Source organism: Streptomyces sp. NPDC044061, assembly GCF_056434305.1.
The window spans coordinates 176679-196853 of the sequence record NZ_JBWKFL010000016.1; the positions used below are offsets into that span (position 1 = coordinate 176679).

Annotated in this window: 20 protein-coding genes and 3 tRNA genes; 14 read left to right on the plus strand and 9 right to left on the minus strand. The window is 72.2% G+C overall.

Features of this window, described 5'->3' with window-relative positions; translation table 11 throughout:
- Positions 1–7 precede the first annotated feature (7 nt).
- The 3 genes from AC07CM_RS26475 (at position 8) to AC07CM_RS26485 (ending at position 274) form a co-directional block, all read left to right on the plus strand.
- A tRNA-Glu gene (locus tag AC07CM_RS26475) sits at positions 8–80 on the plus strand.
- A 21-nt stretch (positions 81–101) separates the two neighbouring features.
- A tRNA-Gln gene (locus AC07CM_RS26480) sits at positions 102–173 on the plus strand.
- A gap of 28 nt (positions 174–201) precedes the next feature.
- A tRNA-Glu gene (locus tag AC07CM_RS26485) sits at positions 202–274 on the plus strand.
- A gap of 53 nt (positions 275–327) precedes the next feature.
- Here AC07CM_RS26485 and AC07CM_RS26490 read toward each other — a convergent pair.
- Entirely contained in the window at positions 328–972 is a 645-nt protein-coding gene (locus AC07CM_RS26490) for a MerR family transcriptional regulator (RefSeq protein WP_478878927.1), read from the minus strand.
- Between the two features lie 83 nt (positions 973–1055).
- Between AC07CM_RS26490 and AC07CM_RS26495 the strand changes: the two genes are divergently transcribed.
- A complete protein-coding gene (locus AC07CM_RS26495) occupies positions 1056–1565 on the plus strand; it encodes a DUF4188 domain-containing protein (RefSeq protein WP_478878928.1) in 510 nt (169 codons plus the stop codon).
- A 78-nt stretch (positions 1566–1643) separates the two neighbouring features.
- Here the strand turns inward: AC07CM_RS26495 and ndgR are convergent, their stop codons facing one another.
- A complete protein-coding gene (gene ndgR / locus AC07CM_RS26500; protein WP_009320373.1) occupies positions 1644–2360 on the minus strand; it encodes an IclR family transcriptional regulator NdgR in 717 nt (238 codons plus the stop codon).
- 189 nt (positions 2361–2549) lie between these two features.
- Here ndgR and leuC point away from each other — a divergent pair, with 189 nt between their 5' ends.
- The 4 genes from leuC to AC07CM_RS26520 all read left to right on the plus strand — a co-directional run bounded on the left by leuC (position 2550) and on the right by AC07CM_RS26520 (position 5856).
- Positions 2550–3974, plus strand: a complete 1425-nt coding sequence (gene leuC / locus AC07CM_RS26505) for a 3-isopropylmalate dehydratase large subunit (protein ID WP_478878929.1) — start codon at positions 2550–2552, stop codon at positions 3972–3974.
- A gap of 5 nt (positions 3975–3979) precedes the next feature.
- Positions 3980–4573 carry a 3-isopropylmalate dehydratase small subunit gene (gene leuD / locus AC07CM_RS26510; RefSeq protein ID WP_478878930.1) on the plus strand — a complete coding sequence of 198 codons (594 nt, stop codon included), beginning with the start codon at positions 3980–3982 and terminating at the stop codon, positions 4571–4573.
- Positions 4574–4838: 265 nt separating this feature from the next.
- A complete protein-coding gene (locus tag AC07CM_RS26515; protein WP_478878931.1) occupies positions 4839–5069 on the plus strand; it encodes an SCO5555 family protein in 231 nt (76 codons plus the stop codon).
- Between the two features lie 136 nt (positions 5070–5205).
- A complete protein-coding gene (locus tag AC07CM_RS26520; protein ID WP_478878932.1) occupies positions 5206–5856 on the plus strand; it encodes an HU family DNA-binding protein in 651 nt (216 codons plus the stop codon).
- Between the two features lie 71 nt (positions 5857–5927).
- Here the strand turns inward: AC07CM_RS26520 and AC07CM_RS26525 are convergent, their stop codons facing one another.
- Together AC07CM_RS26525 and cofC are read right to left on the minus strand one after the other, a co-directional pair.
- Complete coding sequence (locus AC07CM_RS26525) at positions 5928–6131, minus strand: hypothetical protein (RefSeq protein WP_478878933.1); 204 nt, start codon at positions 6129–6131, stop codon at positions 5928–5930.
- A gap of 147 nt (positions 6132–6278) precedes the next feature.
- Positions 6279–6917, minus strand: coding sequence for a 2-phospho-L-lactate guanylyltransferase (gene cofC, locus AC07CM_RS26530; RefSeq protein WP_478878934.1), 639 nt, complete (start codon positions 6915–6917; stop codon positions 6279–6281).
- A gap of 199 nt (positions 6918–7116) precedes the next feature.
- On the opposite strand from cofC, the gene AC07CM_RS26535 reads away from it, so the two are divergent.
- From AC07CM_RS26535 to AC07CM_RS26545, 3 genes are all read left to right on the plus strand, one after another.
- On the plus strand, positions 7117–7965 hold the full coding sequence (locus AC07CM_RS26535) for a lysophospholipid acyltransferase family protein (RefSeq protein WP_478878935.1): 849 nt from the start codon (positions 7117–7119) through the stop codon (positions 7963–7965).
- Positions 7962–8972 carry an NAD(P)H-dependent glycerol-3-phosphate dehydrogenase gene (locus AC07CM_RS26540; protein ID WP_478878936.1) on the plus strand — a complete coding sequence of 337 codons (1011 nt, stop codon included), beginning with the start codon at positions 7962–7964 and terminating at the stop codon, positions 8970–8972. The genes AC07CM_RS26535 and AC07CM_RS26540 overlap by 4 nt, the downstream gene beginning before the upstream one ends.
- Before the next feature lie 70 nt (positions 8973–9042).
- The gene (locus AC07CM_RS26545; RefSeq protein WP_478878937.1) at positions 9043–10200 is read left to right on the plus strand and encodes a D-alanine--D-alanine ligase family protein; all 1158 of its coding nucleotides are present in this window, start codon (positions 9043–9045) and stop codon (positions 10198–10200) included.
- Positions 10201–10227: 27 nt separating this feature from the next.
- On the opposite strand, the gene AC07CM_RS26550 is transcribed toward AC07CM_RS26545, so the two are convergent.
- Entirely contained in the window at positions 10228–10746 is a 519-nt protein-coding gene (locus tag AC07CM_RS26550) for a DUF3515 domain-containing protein (protein WP_478878938.1), read from the minus strand.
- A 20-nt stretch (positions 10747–10766) separates the two neighbouring features.
- Positions 10767–11000, minus strand: a complete 234-nt coding sequence (locus AC07CM_RS26555) for an Lrp/AsnC family transcriptional regulator (RefSeq protein ID WP_003997603.1) — start codon at positions 10998–11000, stop codon at positions 10767–10769.
- 204 nt (positions 11001–11204) lie between these two features.
- On the opposite strand from AC07CM_RS26555, the gene AC07CM_RS26560 reads away from it, so the two are divergent.
- Both AC07CM_RS26560 and thiD read left to right on the plus strand, forming a co-directional pair.
- A complete protein-coding gene (locus tag AC07CM_RS26560; protein ID WP_478878939.1) occupies positions 11205–12170 on the plus strand; it encodes a thiamine-phosphate kinase in 966 nt (321 codons plus the stop codon).
- Positions 12167–12952, plus strand: a complete 786-nt coding sequence (gene thiD, locus AC07CM_RS26565) for a bifunctional hydroxymethylpyrimidine kinase/phosphomethylpyrimidine kinase (protein ID WP_478878940.1) — start codon at positions 12167–12169, stop codon at positions 12950–12952. The genes AC07CM_RS26560 and thiD overlap by 4 nt, the downstream gene beginning before the upstream one ends.
- Before the next feature lie 88 nt (positions 12953–13040).
- Here thiD and rpmB read toward each other — a convergent pair whose 3' ends face one another.
- Complete coding sequence (gene rpmB / locus AC07CM_RS26570) at positions 13041–13226, minus strand: 50S ribosomal protein L28 (protein ID WP_009190838.1); 186 nt, start codon at positions 13224–13226, stop codon at positions 13041–13043.
- A gap of 260 nt (positions 13227–13486) precedes the next feature.
- Between rpmB and AC07CM_RS26575 the strand changes: the two genes are divergently transcribed.
- Positions 13487–15214: a DAK2 domain-containing protein gene (locus AC07CM_RS26575; protein WP_478878941.1), complete on the plus strand. Its 1728-nt coding sequence runs from the start codon at positions 13487–13489 to the stop codon at positions 15212–15214.
- A gap of 6 nt (positions 15215–15220) precedes the next feature.
- Here AC07CM_RS26575 and AC07CM_RS26580 read toward each other — a convergent pair whose 3' ends face one another.
- Complete coding sequence (locus tag AC07CM_RS26580; protein ID WP_478878942.1) at positions 15221–18253, minus strand: tetratricopeptide repeat protein; 3033 nt, start codon at positions 18251–18253, stop codon at positions 15221–15223.
- Positions 18253–20097 (minus strand): HSP90 family protein, encoded by a 1845-nt coding sequence (locus tag AC07CM_RS26585; RefSeq protein WP_478878943.1) that lies wholly within the window; start codon positions 20095–20097, stop codon positions 18253–18255. Before AC07CM_RS26585 ends, AC07CM_RS26580 begins: the two co-directional genes overlap by 1 nt.
- Positions 20098–20175: the final 78 nt, after the last annotated feature.

A 20175-nucleotide genomic window follows, 5' to 3' on the forward strand; every position in this document is an offset into this window, starting at 1 on the left:
CGCTAGGGCCCCCGTTGTGTAGCGGCCTAGCACGCCGCCCTCTCAAGGCGGTAGCGCCGGTTCGAATCCGGTCGGGGGTACTGACTGGTCTAAACCATCATTGGTCTATGGTGTAATTGGCAGCACGACTGATTCTGGTTCAGTTAGTCTTGGTTCGAGTCCAGGTAGACCAGCTCGGACCTGCGGAAACGCAGAGTCCACGCCCCCGTTGTGTAGCGGCCTAGCACGCCGCCCTCTCAAGGCGGTAGCGCCGGTTCGAATCCGGTCGGGGGTACAAGACGAAGGCCCTTCGCTCAGGCGGAGGGCCTTCGCCGTGCCCGGCGGCGGCTACTCGAAGCCGTACCGCCGGGTCGTCTCCTCCTCCTGGGCCAGCCGGTGCAGCGCCTGCAGCAACGGCTCGTTGAGGATCGCCCCCAGAACCGCGAACTCGATCCGCTCCGCCCCCGACGGGTGCGTCTCCATGTTGTCCAGGTCGAGGACGGCTGTCCGGTGCATCAACTCCGCGTACGGCGCGAGCTGTTCGGCCCCCCAGTCGTAGCCGAGCCGGCGGAACGCCGCCACCGCCACCACCAGCGAGCGGTACGCGGGGGAGACGGACGTGAGCTGCTTGGCGTTCTGCCAGCCGAGCCGGTCCAGGAGCGTGGCGACCTCCTGGTGCGCGGCCCGGACGTACTCGTCGTCCTCGTCCGGTTCCGGCACCTGCGGCAGTGCCCACAGCGCCGCGCCCAGGCGGATCGAGCGGCCCAGGGAGTCGTCGTCCACGTGCCCGAGCACCTCGCGCACCTTCGCCACCGGCACCCCGCCCACCTGGATCATCGCCCGTACCAGCCGCAGCCGGCGCACGTGCTCCTCGTCGTACTCGGCCGTCGTGGCGTTGATCTGGCGGCCCGGCGGCAACAGGCCTTCACGCAGGTAGTACTTGATCGTCGCGGTGGACACACCGCTGTGCTTGCTCAGCTCCGACAGCCGCATCCCTTGTGCCTCTCCTTGGGAAGTGCCACTATCCAATCATCACCCATCGGATAGCACCGCTCGCCAATGAGGGGGACGAGGCCATGGTGTCCCGTACGACCGCTGACGCGAAGGGCGAGGTCGTCGTCCTGTTGATCGGCATGCGCATCAACCGCTTCTGGGCCGTTCACGTGTGGCTGCCGGTGATGCTCGCGATGCTCCGCATGCTGCGGGAGCTGGAGAAGGATCCCGCGCGGGGCCTGCGCAGCCGGGTCCTGCTGACCGCGTCACCGCGGACCTACTACGTCGTGCAGTACTGGGAGTCCAAGGAGAAGCTCTACGCCTACGCGAGCGCGCCGGACGCCTTCCACCACAAGGCCTGGGCGCGGCTCAACCGCAAGGAGCGCGCCGGGAAGCTGCGCGGGCAGGTCGGGATCTGGCACGAGGCGTACGTCGTGCCGGAGGGGTCCTACGAGGCGATCTACGGGGACATGCCGGCGTTCGGCCTCGCGGCCGCGCACGGCCAGGTGCCGTTGGAGAGGCGTGGACGGTACGCCAAGGACCGGTTCGCGTACCGGGCGCAGAAGGCGCCGGCCTCGCAGGAGACCGTCTGACGGGGACGGGGGACAGTGGAGGGCCTGCCGCGGCGTTGAGGCAGGCCCTCCACTGTGACGTCGGTGGTGTCCGGGCGCTCAGCCCGAGCGGCGCAGGGCCTCCGAGAGGCGGGCCGCGGCGTCGATGACCGCCTGGGCGTGCATGCGGCCCGGGTGGCGGGTCAGGCGCTCGATGGGGCCGGAGACGGACACGGCGGCCACCACGCGGTTGGAGGGGCCGCGTACGGGCGCCGAGACGGACGCGACGCCCGGCTCGCGCTCGCCGATGGACTGGGCCCAGCCGCGCCGCCGTACGCCCGACAGGGCCGTCGCCGTGAAGCGTGCGCCCTGCAGTCCGCGGTGCAGTCGCTCGGGCTCCTCCCAGGCCATCAGGATCTGCGCCGAGGAGCCGGCCTTCATGGTCAGCGTGGAGCCGACCGGGACCGTGTCGCGCAGGCCGGACAGGCGTTCCGCCGCGGCCACGCAGATCCGCATGTCACCCTGGCGACGGTAGAGCTGTGCGCTCTCGCCGGTGACATCGCGGAGGTGGGTGAGCACGGGGCCCGCCGTGGCGAGCAGGCGGTCCTCGCCGGCCGCCGCCGCCAGTTCCGCGAGACGCGGGCCGAGGATGAACCGGCCCTGCATGTCGCGTGCCACCATCCGGTGGTGTTCCAAAGCCACGGCCAGGCGGTGAGCCGTGGGTCGTGCCAGTCCGGTCGCCCCGACCAGACCCGCGAGGGTGGCCGGACCGGACTCCAGAGCGCTCAGGACGAGTGCCGCCTTGTCCAGAACGCCGACGCCGCTACTGTTGTCCATGCAACGATACTCGCGTCTCACTCTGTGAAACGCAAGTTCAATTTTCCGTGGACTGCGACACCCTTGAAGACACAACGGCCCACGGACCAAACGGGCCCGGCGGCGGACGCCCGTATCTGGGGCGCGGGCAGTCGCCTCCTCAAGATCTCTAGTTGGGCCGGCGCACCTTTGCCGGCCGGAGGGAAAGCGATGGGTAGGACACTCGCGGAGAAGGTCTGGGACGACCACGTCGTCCGGCGCGCCGAGGGCGAGCCCGACCTCCTCTTCATCGATCTGCACCTGCTGCACGAGGTGACCAGCCCGCAGGCGTTCGACGGTCTGCGGCTCGGCGGTCGCAAGGTGCGCCGCCTCGACCTCACCATCGCGACCGAGGACCACAACACCCCGACCCTCGACATCGACAAGCCCATCGCCGACCCGGTCTCCCGCGCCCAGCTGGAGACGCTGCGCAAGAACTGCGCCGAGTTCGGTGTGCGCCTGCACCCGCTGGGCGACGTCGAGCAGGGCGTCGTGCACGTCGTGGGTCCGCAGCTGGGTCTGACCCAGCCCGGCACGACCGTCGTCTGCGGCGACTCGCACACCTCCACGCACGGTGCCTTCGGCGCGCTGGCGTTCGGCATCGGCACCTCCCAGGTGGAGCACGTGCTGGCCACCCAGACGCTGCCGCTGGCCCGCCCCAAGACCATGGCCATCACGGTCGAGGGCGAGCTGCCCGACGGTGTCACCGCCAAGGACCTGATCCTGGCGATCATCGCGAAGATCGGCACCGGCGGCGGCCAGGGCTACATCCTGGAGTACCGCGGCTCCGCCATCGAGAAGCTCTCGATGGAGGCCCGGATGACCATCTGCAACATGTCGATCGAGGCCGGTGCCCGCGCGGGCATGATCGCCCCCGACGAGACCACCTTCGAGTACCTCAAGGGCCGTCCGCACGCCCCCGAGGGCGCCGACTGGGACGCGGCGGTCGAGTACTGGAAGACCCTGAAGACGGACGAGGACGCCGTCTTCGACGCCGAGGTCGTCATCGACGCCGACGCGCTGTCGCCGTTCGTCACCTGGGGCACCAACCCCGGCCAGGGCGCGCCGCTTTCGGCGTCCGTCCCCGACCCGGCTTCGTACGAAGACGCTTCGGAGCGTCTGACCGCCGAAAAGGCCCTGGAATACATGGGGTTGGAGGCCGGTCAGCCGCTGCGCTCCATCAAGGTGGACACCGTCTTCGTAGGCTCCTGCACCAACGGCCGTATCGAGGACCTGCGTGCCGCCGCGGACCTGCTGCGCGACCGCAAAGTCGCCGACGGCGTACGGATGCTGGTCGTCCCGGGCTCCGCGCGGGTCGGTCTGCAGGCCGTCTCCGAGGGCCTGGACGTGGTCTTCAAGGAGGCCGGCGCCGAATGGCGGCACGCGGGCTGCTCGATGTGCCTCGGCATGAACCCCGACCAGCTCGCCCCGGGCGAGCGTTCCGCCTCCACCTCCAACCGCAACTTCGAGGGCCGGCAGGGCAAGGGCGGCCGTACCCACCTGGTGTCGCCGCAGGTCGCGGCCGCGACCGCCGTCCTGGGCCACCTGGCCTCGCCCGCCGATCTGTCCGACGCCCCCGCGCCCGCTGGAGTCTGAGAATCATGGAAGCCTTCACCACGCACACCGGCCGGGCCGTCCCGCTGCGCCGCAGCAACGTCGACACCGACCAGATCATCCCTGCTCACTGGCTCAAGAAGGTGACCCGGGACGGCTTCGAGGACGGTCTGTTCGAGGCCTGGCGCAAGGACGGGTCCTTCGTCCTCAACCGGCCCGAGCGGCAGGGCGCCACCGTCCTGGTCGCGGGTCCCGACTTCGGCACCGGCTCCTCCCGCGAGCACGCCGTCTGGGCGCTGCAGAACTACGGCTTCAAGGCCGTGATCTCCTCCCGCTTCGCGGACATCTTCCGGGGCAACTCGCTGAAGAACGGCCTGCTCACCGTGGTTCTCGACCAGAAGGTCGTGGACGCGCTGTGGGAGCTGACCGAGGCGGACCCCACTGCTGAGGTCACTGTGGACCTTGAGGCTCGTGAGGTTCGCGCCGAGGGCATCACCGCCTCCTTCGAGCTGGACGAGAACTCCCGCTGGCGGCTGCTGAACGGCCTGGACGACATCTCCATCACCCTCCAGAACGAGGCCGACATCGCCGCCTACGAGGGCAAGCGGCCCGCCTACAAGCCGCGCACGCTCCAGATCTGAGCCCGGGCGACCGGACAAGTCGAGTTTCGGTCATCGCAACACCCCCTCTGTACCCCCGATCGCCACGATTGGGGGTACAGCCATGTCTGCACCCGAACGGCCCCGTACCCGTCCGGCGGCTCACTCAACTTCCCACGTTAGGAGGGTGGTTGGCCGGGTAAGCGATCAGTGGGGCCGAGGCGTCCGAAACGGCCGGGACGACTGTCCGAGGCGGCAGTTGCACCCTGCGCAGGCGACAACTCGCCCCAGATGGCACAATCTGTGCATGGGACACGACGGCCAACTCGAGCTCTATACGGCGGTCGCGAACCAGCTCAAGGAAGCGCACTCGAGGGTGCGCGCACTGCAAGTCCCGGAGGGCGTACGGATGGCGCTGACCCGGAAGCTGCTGGTCATTACGGCCGCGGCCAAGCACGATCTCGCCGGCGCGGCACGGCGGCTCGAGCGGTTCACCAAGGACCTCGACGAGGGTCGGATCCCCGAAGAGGACCGCTGAACAGCCCGGGACAACCGAGTCCGTTGCGGCACAAGGGTGATAAGCCCGTTTCGTGTTTGATTTGCGGTATATATCTGCCTAACGTGCGAAAAAGCTTGAACACTTTCGTTCTGGCGATGTCTCCGAAGGGGAAGACGTGAACAAGGCGCAGCTCGTAGAAGCGATTGCCGAGAAGGTGGGCGGCCGCCAGCAGGCCGCCGAGGCTGTCGATCATGTCCTGGACGCCATCGTCCGCGCGGTCGTCGCGGGCGAGCGGGTCTCGGTCACCGGCTTCGGGTCCTTCGAGAAGGTGGACCGCCCCGCCCGCTACGCCCGCAACCCTCAGACGGGCGAGCGGGTTCGGGTCAAGAAGACCTCCGTGCCGCGCTTCCGTGCCGGCCAGGGCTTCAAGGACCTGGTGAGCGGGTCGAAGAAGCTGCCGCGCGGTGGTGAGGTGTCGGTCAAGAAGGCGCCCAAGGGCAGCCTGACCGGCAGTGCTGCCGCGACGGTCAAGAAGGCCGCGGCGAAGAAGACGACCAAGGCCGCCGCGAAGAAGGTCACGGCGAAGAAGGCGGCTCCGGCCAAGAAGACCACGGCCGCCGCGAAGAAGGCCACGGCGAAGAAGGCGACCGCCAAGAAGACCACGGCGACCGCCAAGACCACCGCCGCGAAGAAGACCACCGCCAAGAAGGCGACGGCCAAGAAGGCCCCGGCGAAGAAGGTCACCGCGAAGAAGGCCCCGGCCAAGAAGTCGGCGGCCCGCAAGACCACCGCCAAGAAGGCCACCGCCCGCAAGGCGACGTCGTAAGGTCGCTCAGGGCATTCACGCCGGGCCGGACTCCCCTGGGGAGCCCGGCCCGCGGCGTTTTCCGGGGAACGTCAGAACGTCTGCAGCGTCACCAGGGTGATCCGCAGGGCCTCGGCGGCACCCTCCGTCTCGACCCGCACCCGCTGCCCGGGCCGCAGCAGCCGCAGCCCGCCCGCGTCGAAAGCCGCCGCGTCGAAGGGCACCGGGGTGCCGTCGTCGAGCAGCACCTGCCCGCTGCGGGTGTCGGGGTCGTACGTGTATGCGGTCGCCTGCATGACGGCCAGCCTAATGCCCGCCGGGGTGCGGGGTCGCGCCGTCGTGTTCGCCGAACGGCTGCCGGGTGCGGGTGCGTCGTGGCTGGTCGCGCGGTTCCCCGCGCCTCGGGGGCTGCAGTTCCGTCGGTCCGGCCCGCACCGGGTGCCTCAGGAACCCGGAATCAGCAACCCCGCCGACACCGCCGCCGTGTACCGTCCGACCCCCAGCGCCAGGGCCGCGCGCAGGTCGTCGCCGGTGTCCACGTCCTGCCTTACCGAATCGACCTCGGTGAGCCGGAGTTCCGTGGCACCGCGGGCGCGGTGCCGGGCCCGGGAATCGACGCCGAACGACGGGTGCAATTCCTGGTCCGGGACAGCGGCCAGCAGGGTCGTGCCCAGTGCGGCCGCGTCCGCGAGAAAAGCACGCGGGAATTCGGCTGCCGCGTTCAGCACCCGGGACAATTCCAGCGGGCGAAGGGCCGGAAGATCGGCGTTCAGCGCCGCGACGGCGGCGCGGGGGCTGGTTTCCCGTACGACGCCCGCCCCGTGCGTGAGAGCGGCGTTGAGGCCGCTGCCCGGAACGTCGGGGACGATCCGGGCGCCCAGGGCCGCCAGTTCCCGGCCGGCCACGGCGTCGTCCGTGACGACCGCCACATCCGTCACGGCCGGGCAGGCCAGCGCCGCGGCCACCGTGTCCTGCGCGAACGCGAGGGCCAGCCCCGGACGCACCCCGTCGGCGGCGGTGTCCGAGAGCCTGCTCTTGGCCCGCGCCAGGGGCTTCAGGGGGATGACCAAGGTCCACTGCACCGGCGTACCGCCCCTCTCTAGTCGCGGTCATTGTCACCCGGGGCGGCCGCCCCGGCGGGATCGGGGAGGCGTGCGAAGCTCCCTGCCGGCGCGGTGCCGGGTGACGGTCGGGCGTACGGTGTTCTCGACAGACCGGCGGTCCGGGGCGACACTTGTGCGGCCCCCGGGCCCGGAGCAAGTCCTAGAGGAAGGTGTCCGCGTGTCCCGCCGCAGAATCGGGTTCTGGTACCGCTTCGCAGCGGTCCTCTGCAAACCGCCGCTGGTGGTTCTGATCAAGCGGGACTGGCGTGGAATGGAGAACATTCCGGCCGACGGTGGATTTATCACCGCGGTGAACCACAATTCCCACGTGGACCCCTTCGCGTACGCGCACTATCAGTACAACACCGGACGGGTTCCGCGATTCCTGGCGAAGAGCGGACTTTTCAAGAAGGGATTCGTCGGTGCCGCGATGCGCGGCACCGGGCAGATCCCGGTCTACCGCGAGAGCACGGACGCGCTCAGCGCCTTCCGCGCCGCGATCGACGCCGTGGAGCGCGGCGAGTGCGTCGCCTTCTACCCCGAGGGCACTCTCACCCGCGACCCGGACGGCTGGCCCATGACCGCCAAGACCGGCGCGGCCCGGGTCGCCCTGCAGACCAAGTGCCCGGTGATCCCGGTCGCCCAGTGGGGCTGCAACGAACTGCTGCCGCCCTACGCGAAGAAGCCCCACCTCTTCCCGCGCAAGACCCACCAGGTCCTCGCGGGCCCGCCCGTGGACCTCTCCCGCTTCTACGACAAGGAGATGACCGCCGACCTCCTGCGGGAGGCCACCGAGGTCATCATGGCGGCCGTCACCCGCCAGCTGGAGGAGATCCGCGGCGAGAAGGCGCCCGAGACCCCCTACGACCCGCGCCGCGAGCGGATCGAGCAGCGCCGCAAGACCCGTGCGCAGACCGGCCGGGGGATCTCGCAGCCGGGCGAGGAGGACCCGCTCGCCGAGCCGGAGACCGCGCCGGCCGGCACCGAGGTCTCCCACAGCGGCGCGGAAGAGGAGAGCGGCAAGTGAGCAAGCCTGTCCGGGCGGCCGTCATGGGCACCGGCTCCTGGGGCACCGCCTTCGGCATGGTCCTCGCCGACGCGGGCTGCGAGGTCACCCTGTGGGCGCGCCGCCCCGAGCTGGCCGAGGCGGTCAACTCCACGCGGACGAACCCCGACTACCTGCCCGGGGTCGAACTCCCGGAGAGCCTGCGCGCCACCGCGGACGCCGCCGAGGCCCTGCGCGACGCGGACTTCACCGTCCTCGCCGTCCCCTCCCAGACCCTGCGCGCCAACCTCGCCGAGTGGGTCCCGCTGCTCGCGCCCGGCACCGTCCTCGTCTCCCTGATGAAGGGCGTCGAACTCGGCTCCACCATGCGCATGAGCGAGGTGATCGACGACGTCGCCAAGGTCGGCGCCGACCGCATCGCCGTCGTCACCGGACCCAACCTGGCCCGGGAGATCGCCGCCCGCATGCCCGCCGCCGCCGTGGTGGCCTGCACCGACGAGACGGTCGCCCAGCGCCTCCAGGCCGCCTGCCACACGCCGTACTTCCGGCCGTACACGAACACCGACGTCGTCGGCTGCGAACTCGGCGGCGCGGTCAAGAACGTCATCGGCCTCGCGGTCGGCATCGCGGACGGCATGGGCCTCGGGGACAACGCCAAGGGCTCGCTAATCACCCGGGGCCTGGCCGAGACCACCCGGCTCGGCATGGCGCTCGGCGCCGACCCGCTGACCTTCTCCGGACTCGCGGGCCTCGGCGACCTGGTGGCCACCTGTTCCTCGCCGCTGTCCCGCAACCACACCTTCGGCACCAACCTCGGCAAGGGCATGACCCTCGAGGAGACCATCGCCGTCACCAAGCAGACCGCCGAGGGCGTCAAGTCCTGCGAGTCCGTGGCCGATCTGGCCCGCCGGCACGGTGTCGAGATGCCCATCGCCGAGACGGTCGTGGACATCGTGCACGAGGGCAAGCCGCCGGTGGTCGCTCTCAAGGAGCTGATGTCGCGCAGCGCGAAGGCCGAGCGACGCTGAGCGACGCCCTTCTTTCGGCGGCCCGGCGACGCTGTATCCGGGCTCTACCAACGGGTACTCTCAACGCGATATGAGCACCGAGAACCTCCCCCAGAGCCCTGAGCAGCCGTTCCGCAAGCCGCGCGTGGCCGTCGTGTTCGGCGGCCGCAGCTCCGAACACGGGATCTCCGTGGTCACCGCCGGCGCCGTCCTCAAGGCCATCGACCGGACCAGGTACGACGTCCTGCCGATCGGCATCACCCGGGACGGCCGTTGGGCCCTGACGGCCGACGAGCCGGAGCGGATGGGCATCACCGACCGGCGTACCCCCGAGGTCGCGGACCTGGCGGAGTCCACCGAGGGCGGCGTGGTGCTCCCCGTCGACCCCGCCAACCGCGAGGTCGTCTACAGCGAGCCCGGCGCCGTGCCCAAGGCGCTCGGCGAGGTCGACGTGGTCTTCCCGGTGCTGCACGGCCCGTACGGCGAGGACGGCACCCTCCAGGGCCTCCTGGAGCTGTCCGGGGTGCCGTACGTGGGCTCGGGCGTGCTCGCCTCGGCCGTCGGCCAGGACAAGGAGTACATGAAGCGGGTGTTCACCTCCTTCGGGCTCAAGGTGGGCCCGTACGTGGTGATCCGGCCCCGCGAGTGGGAGCGGGACGAGTCCGCCGCCCGCCGGAAGATCGTCGACTTCGCCGGCGAGCACGGCTGGCCGCTGTTCGTGAAGCCCGCGCGCGCGGGTTCGTCGATCGGCATCACCAAGGTCGACGACCTCTCCGGTCTGGACGAGGCGATCGCCGAGGCCCAGCGCCACGACCCGAAGATCCTGGTGGAGGCCGCGGTGCGCGGCCGCGAGATCGAGTGCGGCGTCCTGGAGTTCGAGGACGGCCCGCGGGCCTCCGTCCCGGCCGAGATCCCGCCGCCGGACGCGCACGCGTACTACGACTTCGAGGCCAAGTACATCGACTCCACGCCCGGCATCGTTCCGGCCCCGCTGACCGACGAGGAGACCGCCGAGGTGCGGCGGCTCGCGGTCGACGCCTTCGAGGCGGCCTCCTGCGAGGGCCTGGTCCGCGCGGACTTCTTCCTCACCGAGGACGGCGAGTTCGTGATCAACGAGATCAACACCCTGCCCGGCTTCACGCCGATCTCGATGTACCCGCAGATGTGGCAGGCCACCGGCGTCAGCTACCCGGAGCTGATCGACCGGCTGGTGCAGGCCGCGCTGCGCCGCTCGACGGGCCTGCGCTAGACGCCGGGAGGCAGGGGCGTACCACCGTCATCGCATGGAGGCGATCCCCTCGGGGATCGCCTTCTTGACGGAGGCCGCGAGTCCGGTGAGCACCGAGGTGCCCTCCTCCTGCCCGGACATCCCCTTCGGCAGGCTCACCTGCACGTAGGCCGCGCGGTTCGCCGTGGTGAACCGCCAGGTGCCGTCGTCCTGCTTCTCCATCAGCCAGTCGACGCCGTTCACCCCGCCCGCCACGGCGTCGGGGTCCCCGCCCTCGGCCACCTTCGGATCGACCATCTTCGGCGGCCGTGCGACACCGCAGCGCAGTATGATCGCCGGGCTTCCCCAGCCCGCCGTGTAGGCGGACCGGGGCTCGGGGTCGGCGCGGCCACGTCCGTCCAGCTTCTCGGGCAGCACCCGGTGCAGATCCCGGCACACCTTCGCCGTCCTCGCGTCGGGGCTGGGAACCGCCACCGTGGCGCTGTCGTCTGCTGAGGAGCAGCCCGCGACCGCGATCAGGAGCGCGGGCGCGAGCAGGCCGAGGGGCCGGTGGCGGAAGATGTTCACCGGCCAAGGGTAGACGGGGGCTACAGATGCACGACCGGACAGGTCAGGGTGCGGGTGATGCCGTCCACTTGCTGGACCTTCGCGACCACCATGCGTCCGAGGTCGTCCACCGTGTCGGCCTGGGCGCGCACGATGACGTCGTACGGTCCCGTCACGTCCTCGGCCTGGATCACTCCAGGGATCTTGCTGATCGTCTCGGCGACGGTCGACGCCTTGCCGACCTCCGTCTGGATCAGGATGTACGCCTGTACCACGGAACCTCCAGGGCGGCCACGAGGATCATGTGGGGAAAAGGAACGCCACGGTATCGCGTTGCCGCTCCCCGCGGGGAGACCTGCGGGAACCGGGCTTGCGCGCCAGGGTGCAGGCACGACAGAAGTTGACGGTCACCTAGACGGTATCGGGGACACTGATGACGCGCGACCGGGCACGGACAGGCACAGAAGGGGCTTGAGGCAATGAAGGGCACAGTGGGTGAGCTAGGTGAGTTCGGGCTCATCAGGGAGCTGACCTCCCGTCTCACCACCACCCCGGTGGTCCGGGTCGGCCCCGGTGACGACGCCGCGGTGGTCGCCGCGCCCGACCGCCGGGTGGTGGCGAGCACCGACATCCTGCTGGAGGGGCGGCACTTCCGCCGCGACTGGTCCACGGCCTACGACGTCGGGCGCAAGGCGGCGGCGCAGAACCTCGCGGACATCGCCGCGATGGGCGCCGTGCCGACCGCGCTGCTGCTCGGTCTGGTCGTCCCGGCCGAACTCCCGGTCACCTGGCCCAGCGAGCTGATGGACGGACTGCGCGACGAGTGCCAGGTCGCGGGAGCCTCCGTGGTCGGCGGTGACGTCGTACGCGGCGACACGATCATGGTGTCGATCACCGCGCTCGGCGACCTGCGCAACCAGGAGCCGGTGACCCGGGCGGGCGCGCAGCCCGGCGACCTTGTCGCCGTCACGGGCTGGCTGGGCTGGTCCGCGGCCGGCTTCGCGGTGCTCTCCCGCGGCTTCCGCTCCCCGCGCGCCTTCGTGGAGGCCCACCGGCGCCCCGAACCGCCGTACCACGCGGGCCCGGCCGCCGCCGCGCTCGGCGCGACCGCGATGTGCGACGTGAGCGACGGCCTGATCGCCGACCTCGGGCACATCGCCGAGGCCAGCAAGGTCCGCATCGACATCCGCTCCGGCGCGATCGACATCCCGACGCAGATGAACGACATCGGGCAGGCCGTCGGCGTCGACCCGCTGCAGTGGGTGCTGACCGGGGGAGAGGACCACGCGATCGTGGCGACCTTCCCGCCGGACGCCAAGCTGCCGGCCCGCTGGAAGGTCATCGGCGAGGTCCTCAACCCCTCGGCGCTGCCCCAGGTGACCGTCGACGGTGCGCCCTGGACCAGCAAGGGCGGCTGGGACCACTTCGGGGACATCGAGTCATGATCCCCCGGGTGCTCACGGTGGCGGGCTCGGACTCCGGCGGTGGGGCGGGCATCCAGGCCGACCTGAAGACGATGCTCGCGCTCGGCGTGCACGGGATGAGCGTGATCACGGCCGTGACCGCGCAGAACTCGGTGGGCGTGCAGGGCGCCTGGGAACTGCCGGTGGAGGCCGTACGGGCCCAGTACCGCAGCGTGGTCGACGACATCGGCGTACAGGCCGTGAAGACCGGCATGCTGGCCTCGGCCGAACTGGTCGAGGCGGTCGCCGAGTTGATCTCCGGTACGGACGCACCCGCCGTGGTGGACCCGGTGGGCGTCTCCAAGCACGGCGACCCGCTGCTCGCCGCCTCCGCGCTGGACTCGGTGCGCACGAAGCTGCTGCCGGTGGCGACCGTGGCGACCCCCAACCTGGACGAGGTGGCCCAACTCACGGGGGTACGGGTCGAGTCCGAGGACGATCTACGACGGGCCGCGGCGGCCGTGCTGGAGTACGGGCCGCGCTGGGCGCTGATCAAGGGCGGCCATCTGTCCGGGGCCGCCGTGGACCTGCTCACGGACGGTCACGACGAGTACCTCCTGCGTGCGCCCCGCCTCGACAACCGGCACACCCACGGCACGGGCTGCACGCTGGCGTCCGCGATCGCCTCCGGGCTGGCGAAGGGGCTGACCGTGCCGGAGGCGGTCACGCAGGCCAAGGAGTACGTCACCGGGGCGATCGCGGCCGGGTTCGCGCTGGGCGCGGGGATCGGGCCGGTGGACCACGGGTGGCGGTTCCGGGCCTGAGCCCGGGTACGGCAAAAAGCCGGCCCACCCGCAGGTGGACCGGCTCAGTGCAGCGGACCAGGCAGTGGCCGCGCGCTCAGCTGATGCGTCAGCGCGAGACCTTGCCGGCCTTGATGCACGAGGTGCAAGCGTTCACGCGCTTCGGCGTCCCGCCGACCACGGTACGCACACGCTGGATGTTCGGGTTCCAGCGGCGGGACGTACGGCGGTGCGAAAACGAGATGTTGTTGCCGAAGCCCGGCCCCTTGCCGCAGACGTCGCAGTTGGCAGCCACGGGTCACTCCAAAGACTTCAGATGCACTTACGGTTGATCCCGGCATGCCGGGATCGAGATCCTAAGACCTGAGATCTTGAGTGGCGTTGCCAGGGGGAATGGCCCGATCGGGATCGGGCAACCGGAGCAGCATACAACGACTGCGTCCGTACAACGAAACTACCATGGCAGCTCAGGGGTCCGCTCCCGGCCCTCTTCCGGAGGACACCGCTCCGGGGTCTACGCTGCGTCCGACGTCCAAGCAGCTCAGGGAGGCGCAGGTGGCGCAGGTGCCGCAGACACTCGATGCTCTCGCGGTGCGCACCTGGTGCGGTCTGGCGCTGCGGGCACTGGGGCGGGCGCGCGAGGAGATCGACGCGATCAACGTCTATCCCGTGGCCGACGGCGACACCGGGACGAATCTCTACCTCACCCTCGAATCCGCGGCGACCGCCGTGGAGGCCGTCTTCGCCGGGTACGGGACGGGCACGCAGGAGCCCTCTCTCGCGGACGCCGTGCGCGCGATGGCCCACGGGGCGCTCATAGGGGCCCGGGGCAACTCCGGGACGATCCTCGCCCAGCTGCTGCGGGGCATGGCCCAGGTGCTGGCCGAGGCACGGGCGGACGACGCCGCCCACACCGACGGCGCGGGGCTGCGCCTGGCCCTGCGGCACGCCGCCGACTCCGCCCGCGAGGCCGTGGCCCACCCGGTCGAGGGCACGGTGCTGACGGTCGCCTCCGCCGCGGCGGAGGCCGCCGAGACGGCCGAGGGCGACTGCGGGTCCGTCGCGCGGGCCGCCTACGAGGGGGCCAGGGAGGCGCTGGCGGCGACCCCGGGACAACTGGCCGTGCTGGAGCGGGCCGGTGTGGTCGACGCGGGCGGCAGCGGGCTCGTGGCGGTGCTGGGGGCGCTGGTGGAGGCGTTCACGGGGGAGGCGCTGCGGGAGCCGGCGCGCGAGGCGGTACGGGACGCGGTGCGCGAGGCCCCGAAGGCGCCGGAAGCCGTCTCCGGAGCCGTTTCCGACGCGCACGCGCGCGCGGAGGCCGTTTCCGAGGCAGACCTGTGCGCCGAGGGCGCCGAGGTCGGAGGCCCCGCCTACGAGGTGATCTATCTCCTGGAGTCCGGCGACGAGGCCGTGGCCCGGCTGCGCGAGCGGCTCGACGCCCTCGGGGACTCCCTCGTCGTGGTCGGCGGCGACGGACTGTGGAACGTCCATGTGCACGTCGACGACGCGGGCGCCGCCGTGGAGGCGGGCGTCGAGGCCGGGCGGCCCCACCGGATCCGGATCACGCACTTCGGCGTCGGTGACGTCCACACCGGCGGCGAACGGCCGCCGCGCGAGCGCGCCCAGCGGGCCGTCGTCGCCGTCGTGCCCGGCGAGGGCCTGGCCGGGCTGTACACCGAGGCCGGCGCGACCGCCGTCCTCGCGCGCCCCGGGGAGCCGCCCGCCAGCGGTGAGCTGGTCCAGGCCGTACGGCGCGCCCACGCGCGCGAGGTCGTGCTGCTGCCCAACGACGCCGAGCTGCGCCACACGGCCGCCGCCGCGGCCGAGCAGGCCCGCGCCGAGGGCATCCGGGTGGCCCTGATCCCGACCCGCTCGGCGGTCCAGGGCATCGCCGCGCTCGCCGTGCACGAGCCCGACCGCCGGTTCGACGAGGACGTCGTCCAGATGACCTCGGCGGCGGGCGCCACCCGGTACGCCGAGGTCGTCGTCGCGGAACGCCAGTCCTGGACCACGGCCGGCATCTGCCAGGCCGGGGACGTGCTGGGCCTGATCGACGGGGACGTGGCGGTGATCGGCCCCGACGTCACCGCCACCGCCGAGACCGTCCTGGACCGCATGCTCCAGGCCGGCGGCGAACTGGTCACCCTCGTCGTCGGCGACGAGGCGCCCGGGGGCGTCGCCGACCACCTGGAGGCACGCGTGCGCGAGTCCTACCTCGCGGTGGACACGGTGGTGTACCGGGGCGGCCGCCAAGGAGCACTGCTGCTCATCGGCGTGGAGTGACCTCGGTCATTCCACCGGCCGGTCCGGCTCGAGCATCTGATCCGCCTCCGCCCGCCGCGCCCGGACGGTCTCGTCCGTCCCGTCGGCACCCCCGTAGGCCGCGAGCACGCCACGCGCGCGTGCCGTCGCCGCGTCGGGGCGGCCGAGGTCGGCCTCCAGCCAGCCCGCGGCGAGTTCGGCGCCGGTACGGCTGTGCAGCCCCTCCGCGCCGAGCGTGCCGAACAGCTCGGCGGCACGGTCCATCTGGGTCAGAGCGGCCTCGAACGCGCCCTGGATCACCCGGTCGTCGTCCTCGGAGTTCTCCGCCCCCTCGGCCGCCGAGCGGGCCAGCAGGTCACCGAACTGGCGGTGGGTGTTGCCGAGTTCGGCGACGAGCTGGTCCCGCGCCGCCGGGTCCGCCGCGGCCTCCAGCGCACGCTCGCAGGCACCCACCGCGTCCGCCATCAGCTCCCGTGCGCCCTCCGCCCCGGACTCCCCGCGCAGCGCGAGCCAGGCCCGGGCGCGCAGCGAGCGGACGAGGAAGTGCGGATTGCCCAGCGCCCGCCACAACTCGCCCGCGCGCGCGTAGGCCCGGTCCGCCTCGTCGAGCAGACCCGCGTTGCTCAGGGACTCGGCGGCGAGGTGGGCGAGCGTCGCGTGGTCCTGCTGCTCGGGCCAGTGCCGGGCGATCTCGGCGGCCCGCAGCCGGTGTTCGGCGGCGGCCCGGTGCTCACCCAGCTCGCTCAGACAGTCGCCGAGCCACCACTGCGCCTGTACGACGGACCCGTCGCCGTGCGTCTCGGCGGACAGGTCCGGCAGCGCCGACTCCAGCACCTCGGCGGCCTCCGCGTACCGCCCCTGGCGCAGCAGCAAGCCGCCCAGCGACTGCCGCGCCCAGGCGCCCAGCGTCGCGCTCTCGCCCGCCTCGTCGGCCCAGTGCGCGGCCTCCAGCGCGTGCTCGGCCGCCTCGCCGGCCTCGCCCCGGCCGCCGACCACCTCGGCGAGCTGCAGATGCAGCTGGGCCCGGCCGGCCGGCTCCACATAGGGCGCGCCGTGCTCCAGGGCGGCCCGCAGCGCATGTTCGGCCTCGGCGAAGTCGCCGAGGTCGTGCGCCAGCGCCGCGGCCCGGACCTCGTACTCCACCGCGAACCACGGCAGTCCGGCGCCCACGTACTCGGCGGCGGCCTGCCGGAACCGCCGTGCCGCCCGCCGGCCCTGCCCGGACCGCTCGGCCAGCTCGGCGAGCATCGCCCGCGCCTCGGCGGCCCGCGCCGCCGGCCGCACGTCGTCGCCCGCGCGCCCGTCGACGAGCGCCAGCACCTCCCGCACGGCCTGCTCTGCATCCGCGGGCGCCCCGCCGGGGACCGTGACGCCGGGCCCGGCCGTCGTGGGATCCTCCGCGCCCGGCGTCTCCTCGTGCACCCGCCGCATGAGGATCCGTGCCCGGCTCATCACCACCGACGCCGTCTGCCGTACTCCGGTGGACCCCCCGGCGTACAGCGCGAGCGCCTCGTCGTACAGGCCGGTGACCGCCGTCAGCGCCGCGTCGACCTCGCCCGTCAGCGCGCGTACGTACGCGCCACGCGCGCGTGCCGCCAGCGCCTCCCCGGGGTCGCCCGCCTCCGCGTACAGCGCCGCGGCCCGCTCGAACAGGTCGATGCCCTCGGGACCGCGGGCCATCGCCTCGTGGTCGGCGATCTCCGCGCGGTCGAGCGGGTCCAGTTCGACGCCCTCGGCGGCCCGCGCGACCGCCGCCCAGGCCTCCAGGGCCTGCGGACGCAGGGTGTCGGACAGCCGGCGTGCCTCGGCGATCAGTGCCGTCAGGTCCGGCCGGCCGGGAGCCTCGGGGGTCTCGGGATCTGCCGGAGTCCCGGGAGCCTCGGACGCCGGGGGCGTGACCGAGGGCGCCGGCGCGGAACGCACCGTGCGGACGCCGAGCGGCAGCCGTTCCACCAGGGGAGACCGGTCCATGCGCGCGCGGGCACGGTCGCCGACGTGCGGCGTGCCGTTGCGCAGGTCGAACCGCTCGGCCAGTTCCAGGGCCTCCGCGCGCGCGTGGGTGGCCAGTTCCCGCGCCGTCCACGACCGCCCCGCGGGGCCCGGCACCCGTCGCTCGCCGAGGCCCAGCCCGGTCAGCCGGTCCATCAGCAGCGTCACCACGGCCAGGAAGTCCAGCCGGCTGCGCGGATGCCCGGTGTCCGTGAAGTACGCCGGCCGCTCGGCGAGCAGTTCCAGACCTCGCGCCTCGTTCCCGGTCAGCGCGCAGAACTCCACGTGGTCCGCGTAGGCGCCCCGCATGCTCTCCATGGGGCGCACGAGACGGAAACCGCGCAGATGGTGGGCGCGGGCCTCGTCCAGGCGGCCCAGGCGCAGCAGCGGGGCCAGTGAGGAGGCGAGGACCGTGTGCGGCTCGTGCGCACAGCTGTACTCGCCCTCGAGCACCGGCCCCCACAGCCGCAGCGCCTCCTCGTCCCGGCCGCGTTCGGCCTGCCAGAAGCCCTGCCCGTGCAGCTCGCAGGCGTGGCAGTCGGCCATCCGGTCGCGGTCCGCGGCCAGCCAGGCGGCATACGCCCGCTCGGCCCGCGCCAGGTCCCCGACGTGCGCGGCCACACTGAACTCCGCGCTGCGCACGGCCCGTTCCGAATGCCCCGCGAGCCGGTAGCGGTGCTCCATCTCGCCGAGCCACTTCTCGATCGAGGCGAGCGGGATGTGCGGCTGGTCCAGCATGCCCGCCGACACCCATTTGAAGACCCAGTGCAGCGAGTGCGCCTCGTACTCGTCGAAGTCCTCCGGCCGCTCGTCCCACAGGCGCAGCAGCCGCGCGAACGGGACGAACATCCGGTCCTTCTCGGAGCTGTAGTTGTAGACCTTCAGCTGGTGCCCGAGCGCCTCGATCACGGCGAGCGGGACGTTCAGCTTCTCGGCCTCGGCGAGCAGCCGCTCCGCGCGCGCGTTGCGTGCCGGGCCCTCCGGCTGCTCGGAGTTCTCCGCCATCGCCCTGCGCAGCGCGTCGAAGTCGGTGATCCCGTCGATCCCGTCGGTTCCTTCGATGTCACTCATCAGCGACCGTTCTCCCCGTGTGTGGCCCACTCCAGGAGGCCGATGAACGCCCGGTTGAGCAGCGCCGAGTCGGCCGGCCTGAGCGGCCGCTGCGCCATCAGCAGCGCCTGCCCGTACAGCGACTCGGTCGCGGTGCCGATCAGCTCCGGGTCCCGCAGCGAACTGATCCTGCGGATCAGCGGGTTGAGGTGGTTGAGCACCAGACGCGCGCGCGGGGCGCTGCCGCGCAGCGAGCCCAGGATGCCCGCCCACAGGTCGTCGGCCCGCTCCTCGGCCTCGGCCCGCGCCTGCTCGTGCCGTGCCGAACGGTCGTCCAGGTGCAGCGCGGGCACGGACAGCGGATGGAAGGCGCGCAGTACGACGTCACAGCCCAGCGGGTCGAGCTTCGCGCGCGCGGCCGCGAGGAAGCCGGACAGCGCCAGTTCCTCGGTTGGGTCGACCGCGTCCAGGTGCGCGGTCACGGTGTCCGCGTCCAGCTCGGAGACCACCGTGCCCGGCCGCACCGACGGCAGCGCCTCGACCAGCTCGCTGTCGTACGTGTAACCGCCGTTCACCACCCCGACGCCCTGCGCGGAGGCGATCGGGGCGACCTGCCGGTACTCCTCGACCGTCCGCGTGAAGTGCACCACCGGGTGCCGCTGCGCGAACTCCTCCAGGGACAGCTGCCCGTCGGTCGTCTCGAACGGCAGCCACGGCAGCATCGTGCGCAGCATGTCCCCGTCGTGCCGGGCCAGGGACTTCACCCCCAGGTGGTGCACGGCGAGGAACGCGGCCAGCCGTTCCGGGTCGCCGGCCGCGAGCCCCGTCAGCCAGGACCGGATCCGCTCGCCGAGGGCCTCCCGCACGGCCGCGAGGGTCTCGTCCTCGTACAGCGACTCGCGCGAGGCCGTGGGCCGCAGACTGTCGGTGTCCAGGACGCAGCGCACGAAGAACGCCCAGTCGGGCAGCAGCTGTTCGGCCCGCTCGGTCAGCAGCATGCCCTTCAGGTGCACACGGTGCGTGGCCCGCTGCGCCGGGCTGACCGCCGCCGGCAGCACATGGGCCACCCCGCGGATCCCGGCCAGTGGCACGTCCAGGTCGATCGAGTCCAGCGGAGTGAATCCGAACAGCTCGTGGCAGTGCCGGGCCAGCGCGACCCTGCGCGTGGCCGGGCTCGGATAGGACCGGTCCCAGGGCGCCGGCAGGTCCGTGACCGCCTCCTCGCCCACCCGGACGTCGTACGGCAGCAGCGAGCCGAAGTCCCGGGCCAGGCTCAGCACCCGCTCGGGGGAGAGCCACTCGGCCGCGCCCGCCCGGGCCACCAGGTGCACGGTGGTGCCCGGCTCGGGCCGCGCCTCGTCGGGCAGCGTCCGCACGGTGTAGGAGCCGTCGTCGCTCGCCGTCCACTCGACGGGCGGCGCCTCGGGGGCGCGGGCGCTGCGGCTGACCACCCGGATCCGCTCGGCGACCACGAAGCAGGCCAGCAGGCCGATGCCGAACTGGCCGAGGAAGTCGGACCGGGCCTCCTGCAGGCCGTCCGCACGCTTGGAACTGCGGCCGATGGTCGCCAGCAGGCTGTGCACGTCCGACTCGGTGAGCCCGACGCCGCTGTCGTCCACCCGCAGCGTGGCACCCCCGTCGGAGGACGCACGGGACGCGTGCAGCCGCACCCGTGCCGGGGCGCCGGGCTCCTCGGCCCGCCGCGCGGTGATGGCGTCCACCGCGTTCTGCAGCAGCTCGCGCAGATAGACCTTGGGGCTGGAGTAGAGGTGATGGGAGAGCAGGTCCACCAGACCACGCAGGTCGACCTGGAACGTATGAGGTGACTGGGATGCCTGGGATGACTGTGGGGTCTGGGAGTCCATCGTCACAGCGCCGGTGGGGGGAGCGTGCGTTCGGCGCGGGGTCGGGCGGTCCCGGGTGGGGCGGTGACCGCGGGGGAT

What these genes read in the sequence shown, in the direction of transcription:
- AC07CM_RS26490 (WP_478878927.1), bottom strand. Translation starts at nt 972, where the DNA reads ATGCGGCTGTCGGAGCTGAGCAAGCACAGCGGTGTGTCCACCGCGACG.
- AC07CM_RS26495 (WP_478878928.1), top strand. Translation starts at nt 1,056, where the DNA reads ATGGTGTCCCGTACGACCGCTGACGCGAAGGGCGAGGTCGTCGTCCTG.
- ndgR (WP_009320373.1), bottom strand. Translation starts at nt 2,360, where the DNA reads ATGGACAACAGTAGCGGCGTCGGCGTTCTGGACAAGGCGGCACTCGTC.
- leuC (WP_478878929.1), top strand. Translation starts at nt 2,550, where the DNA reads ATGGGTAGGACACTCGCGGAGAAGGTCTGGGACGACCACGTCGTCCGG.
- leuD (WP_478878930.1), top strand. Translation starts at nt 3,980, where the DNA reads ATGGAAGCCTTCACCACGCACACCGGCCGGGCCGTCCCGCTGCGCCGC.
- AC07CM_RS26515 (WP_478878931.1), top strand. Translation starts at nt 4,839, where the DNA reads ATGGGACACGACGGCCAACTCGAGCTCTATACGGCGGTCGCGAACCAG.
- AC07CM_RS26525 (WP_478878933.1), bottom strand. Translation starts at nt 6,131, where the DNA reads ATGCAGGCGACCGCATACACGTACGACCCCGACACCCGCAGCGGGCAG.
- AC07CM_RS26545 (WP_478878937.1), top strand. Translation starts at nt 9,043, where the DNA reads ATGAGCACCGAGAACCTCCCCCAGAGCCCTGAGCAGCCGTTCCGCAAG.
- AC07CM_RS26560 (WP_478878939.1), top strand. Translation starts at nt 11,205, where the DNA reads ATGAAGGGCACAGTGGGTGAGCTAGGTGAGTTCGGGCTCATCAGGGAG.
- thiD (WP_478878940.1), top strand. Translation starts at nt 12,167, where the DNA reads ATGATCCCCCGGGTGCTCACGGTGGCGGGCTCGGACTCCGGCGGTGGG.
- AC07CM_RS26580 (WP_478878942.1), bottom strand. Translation starts at nt 18,253, where the DNA reads ATGAGTGACATCGAAGGAACCGACGGGATCGACGGGATCACCGACTTC.
- AC07CM_RS26585 (WP_478878943.1), bottom strand. Translation starts at nt 20,097, where the DNA reads ATGGACTCCCAGACCCCACAGTCATCCCAGGCATCCCAGTCACCTCAT.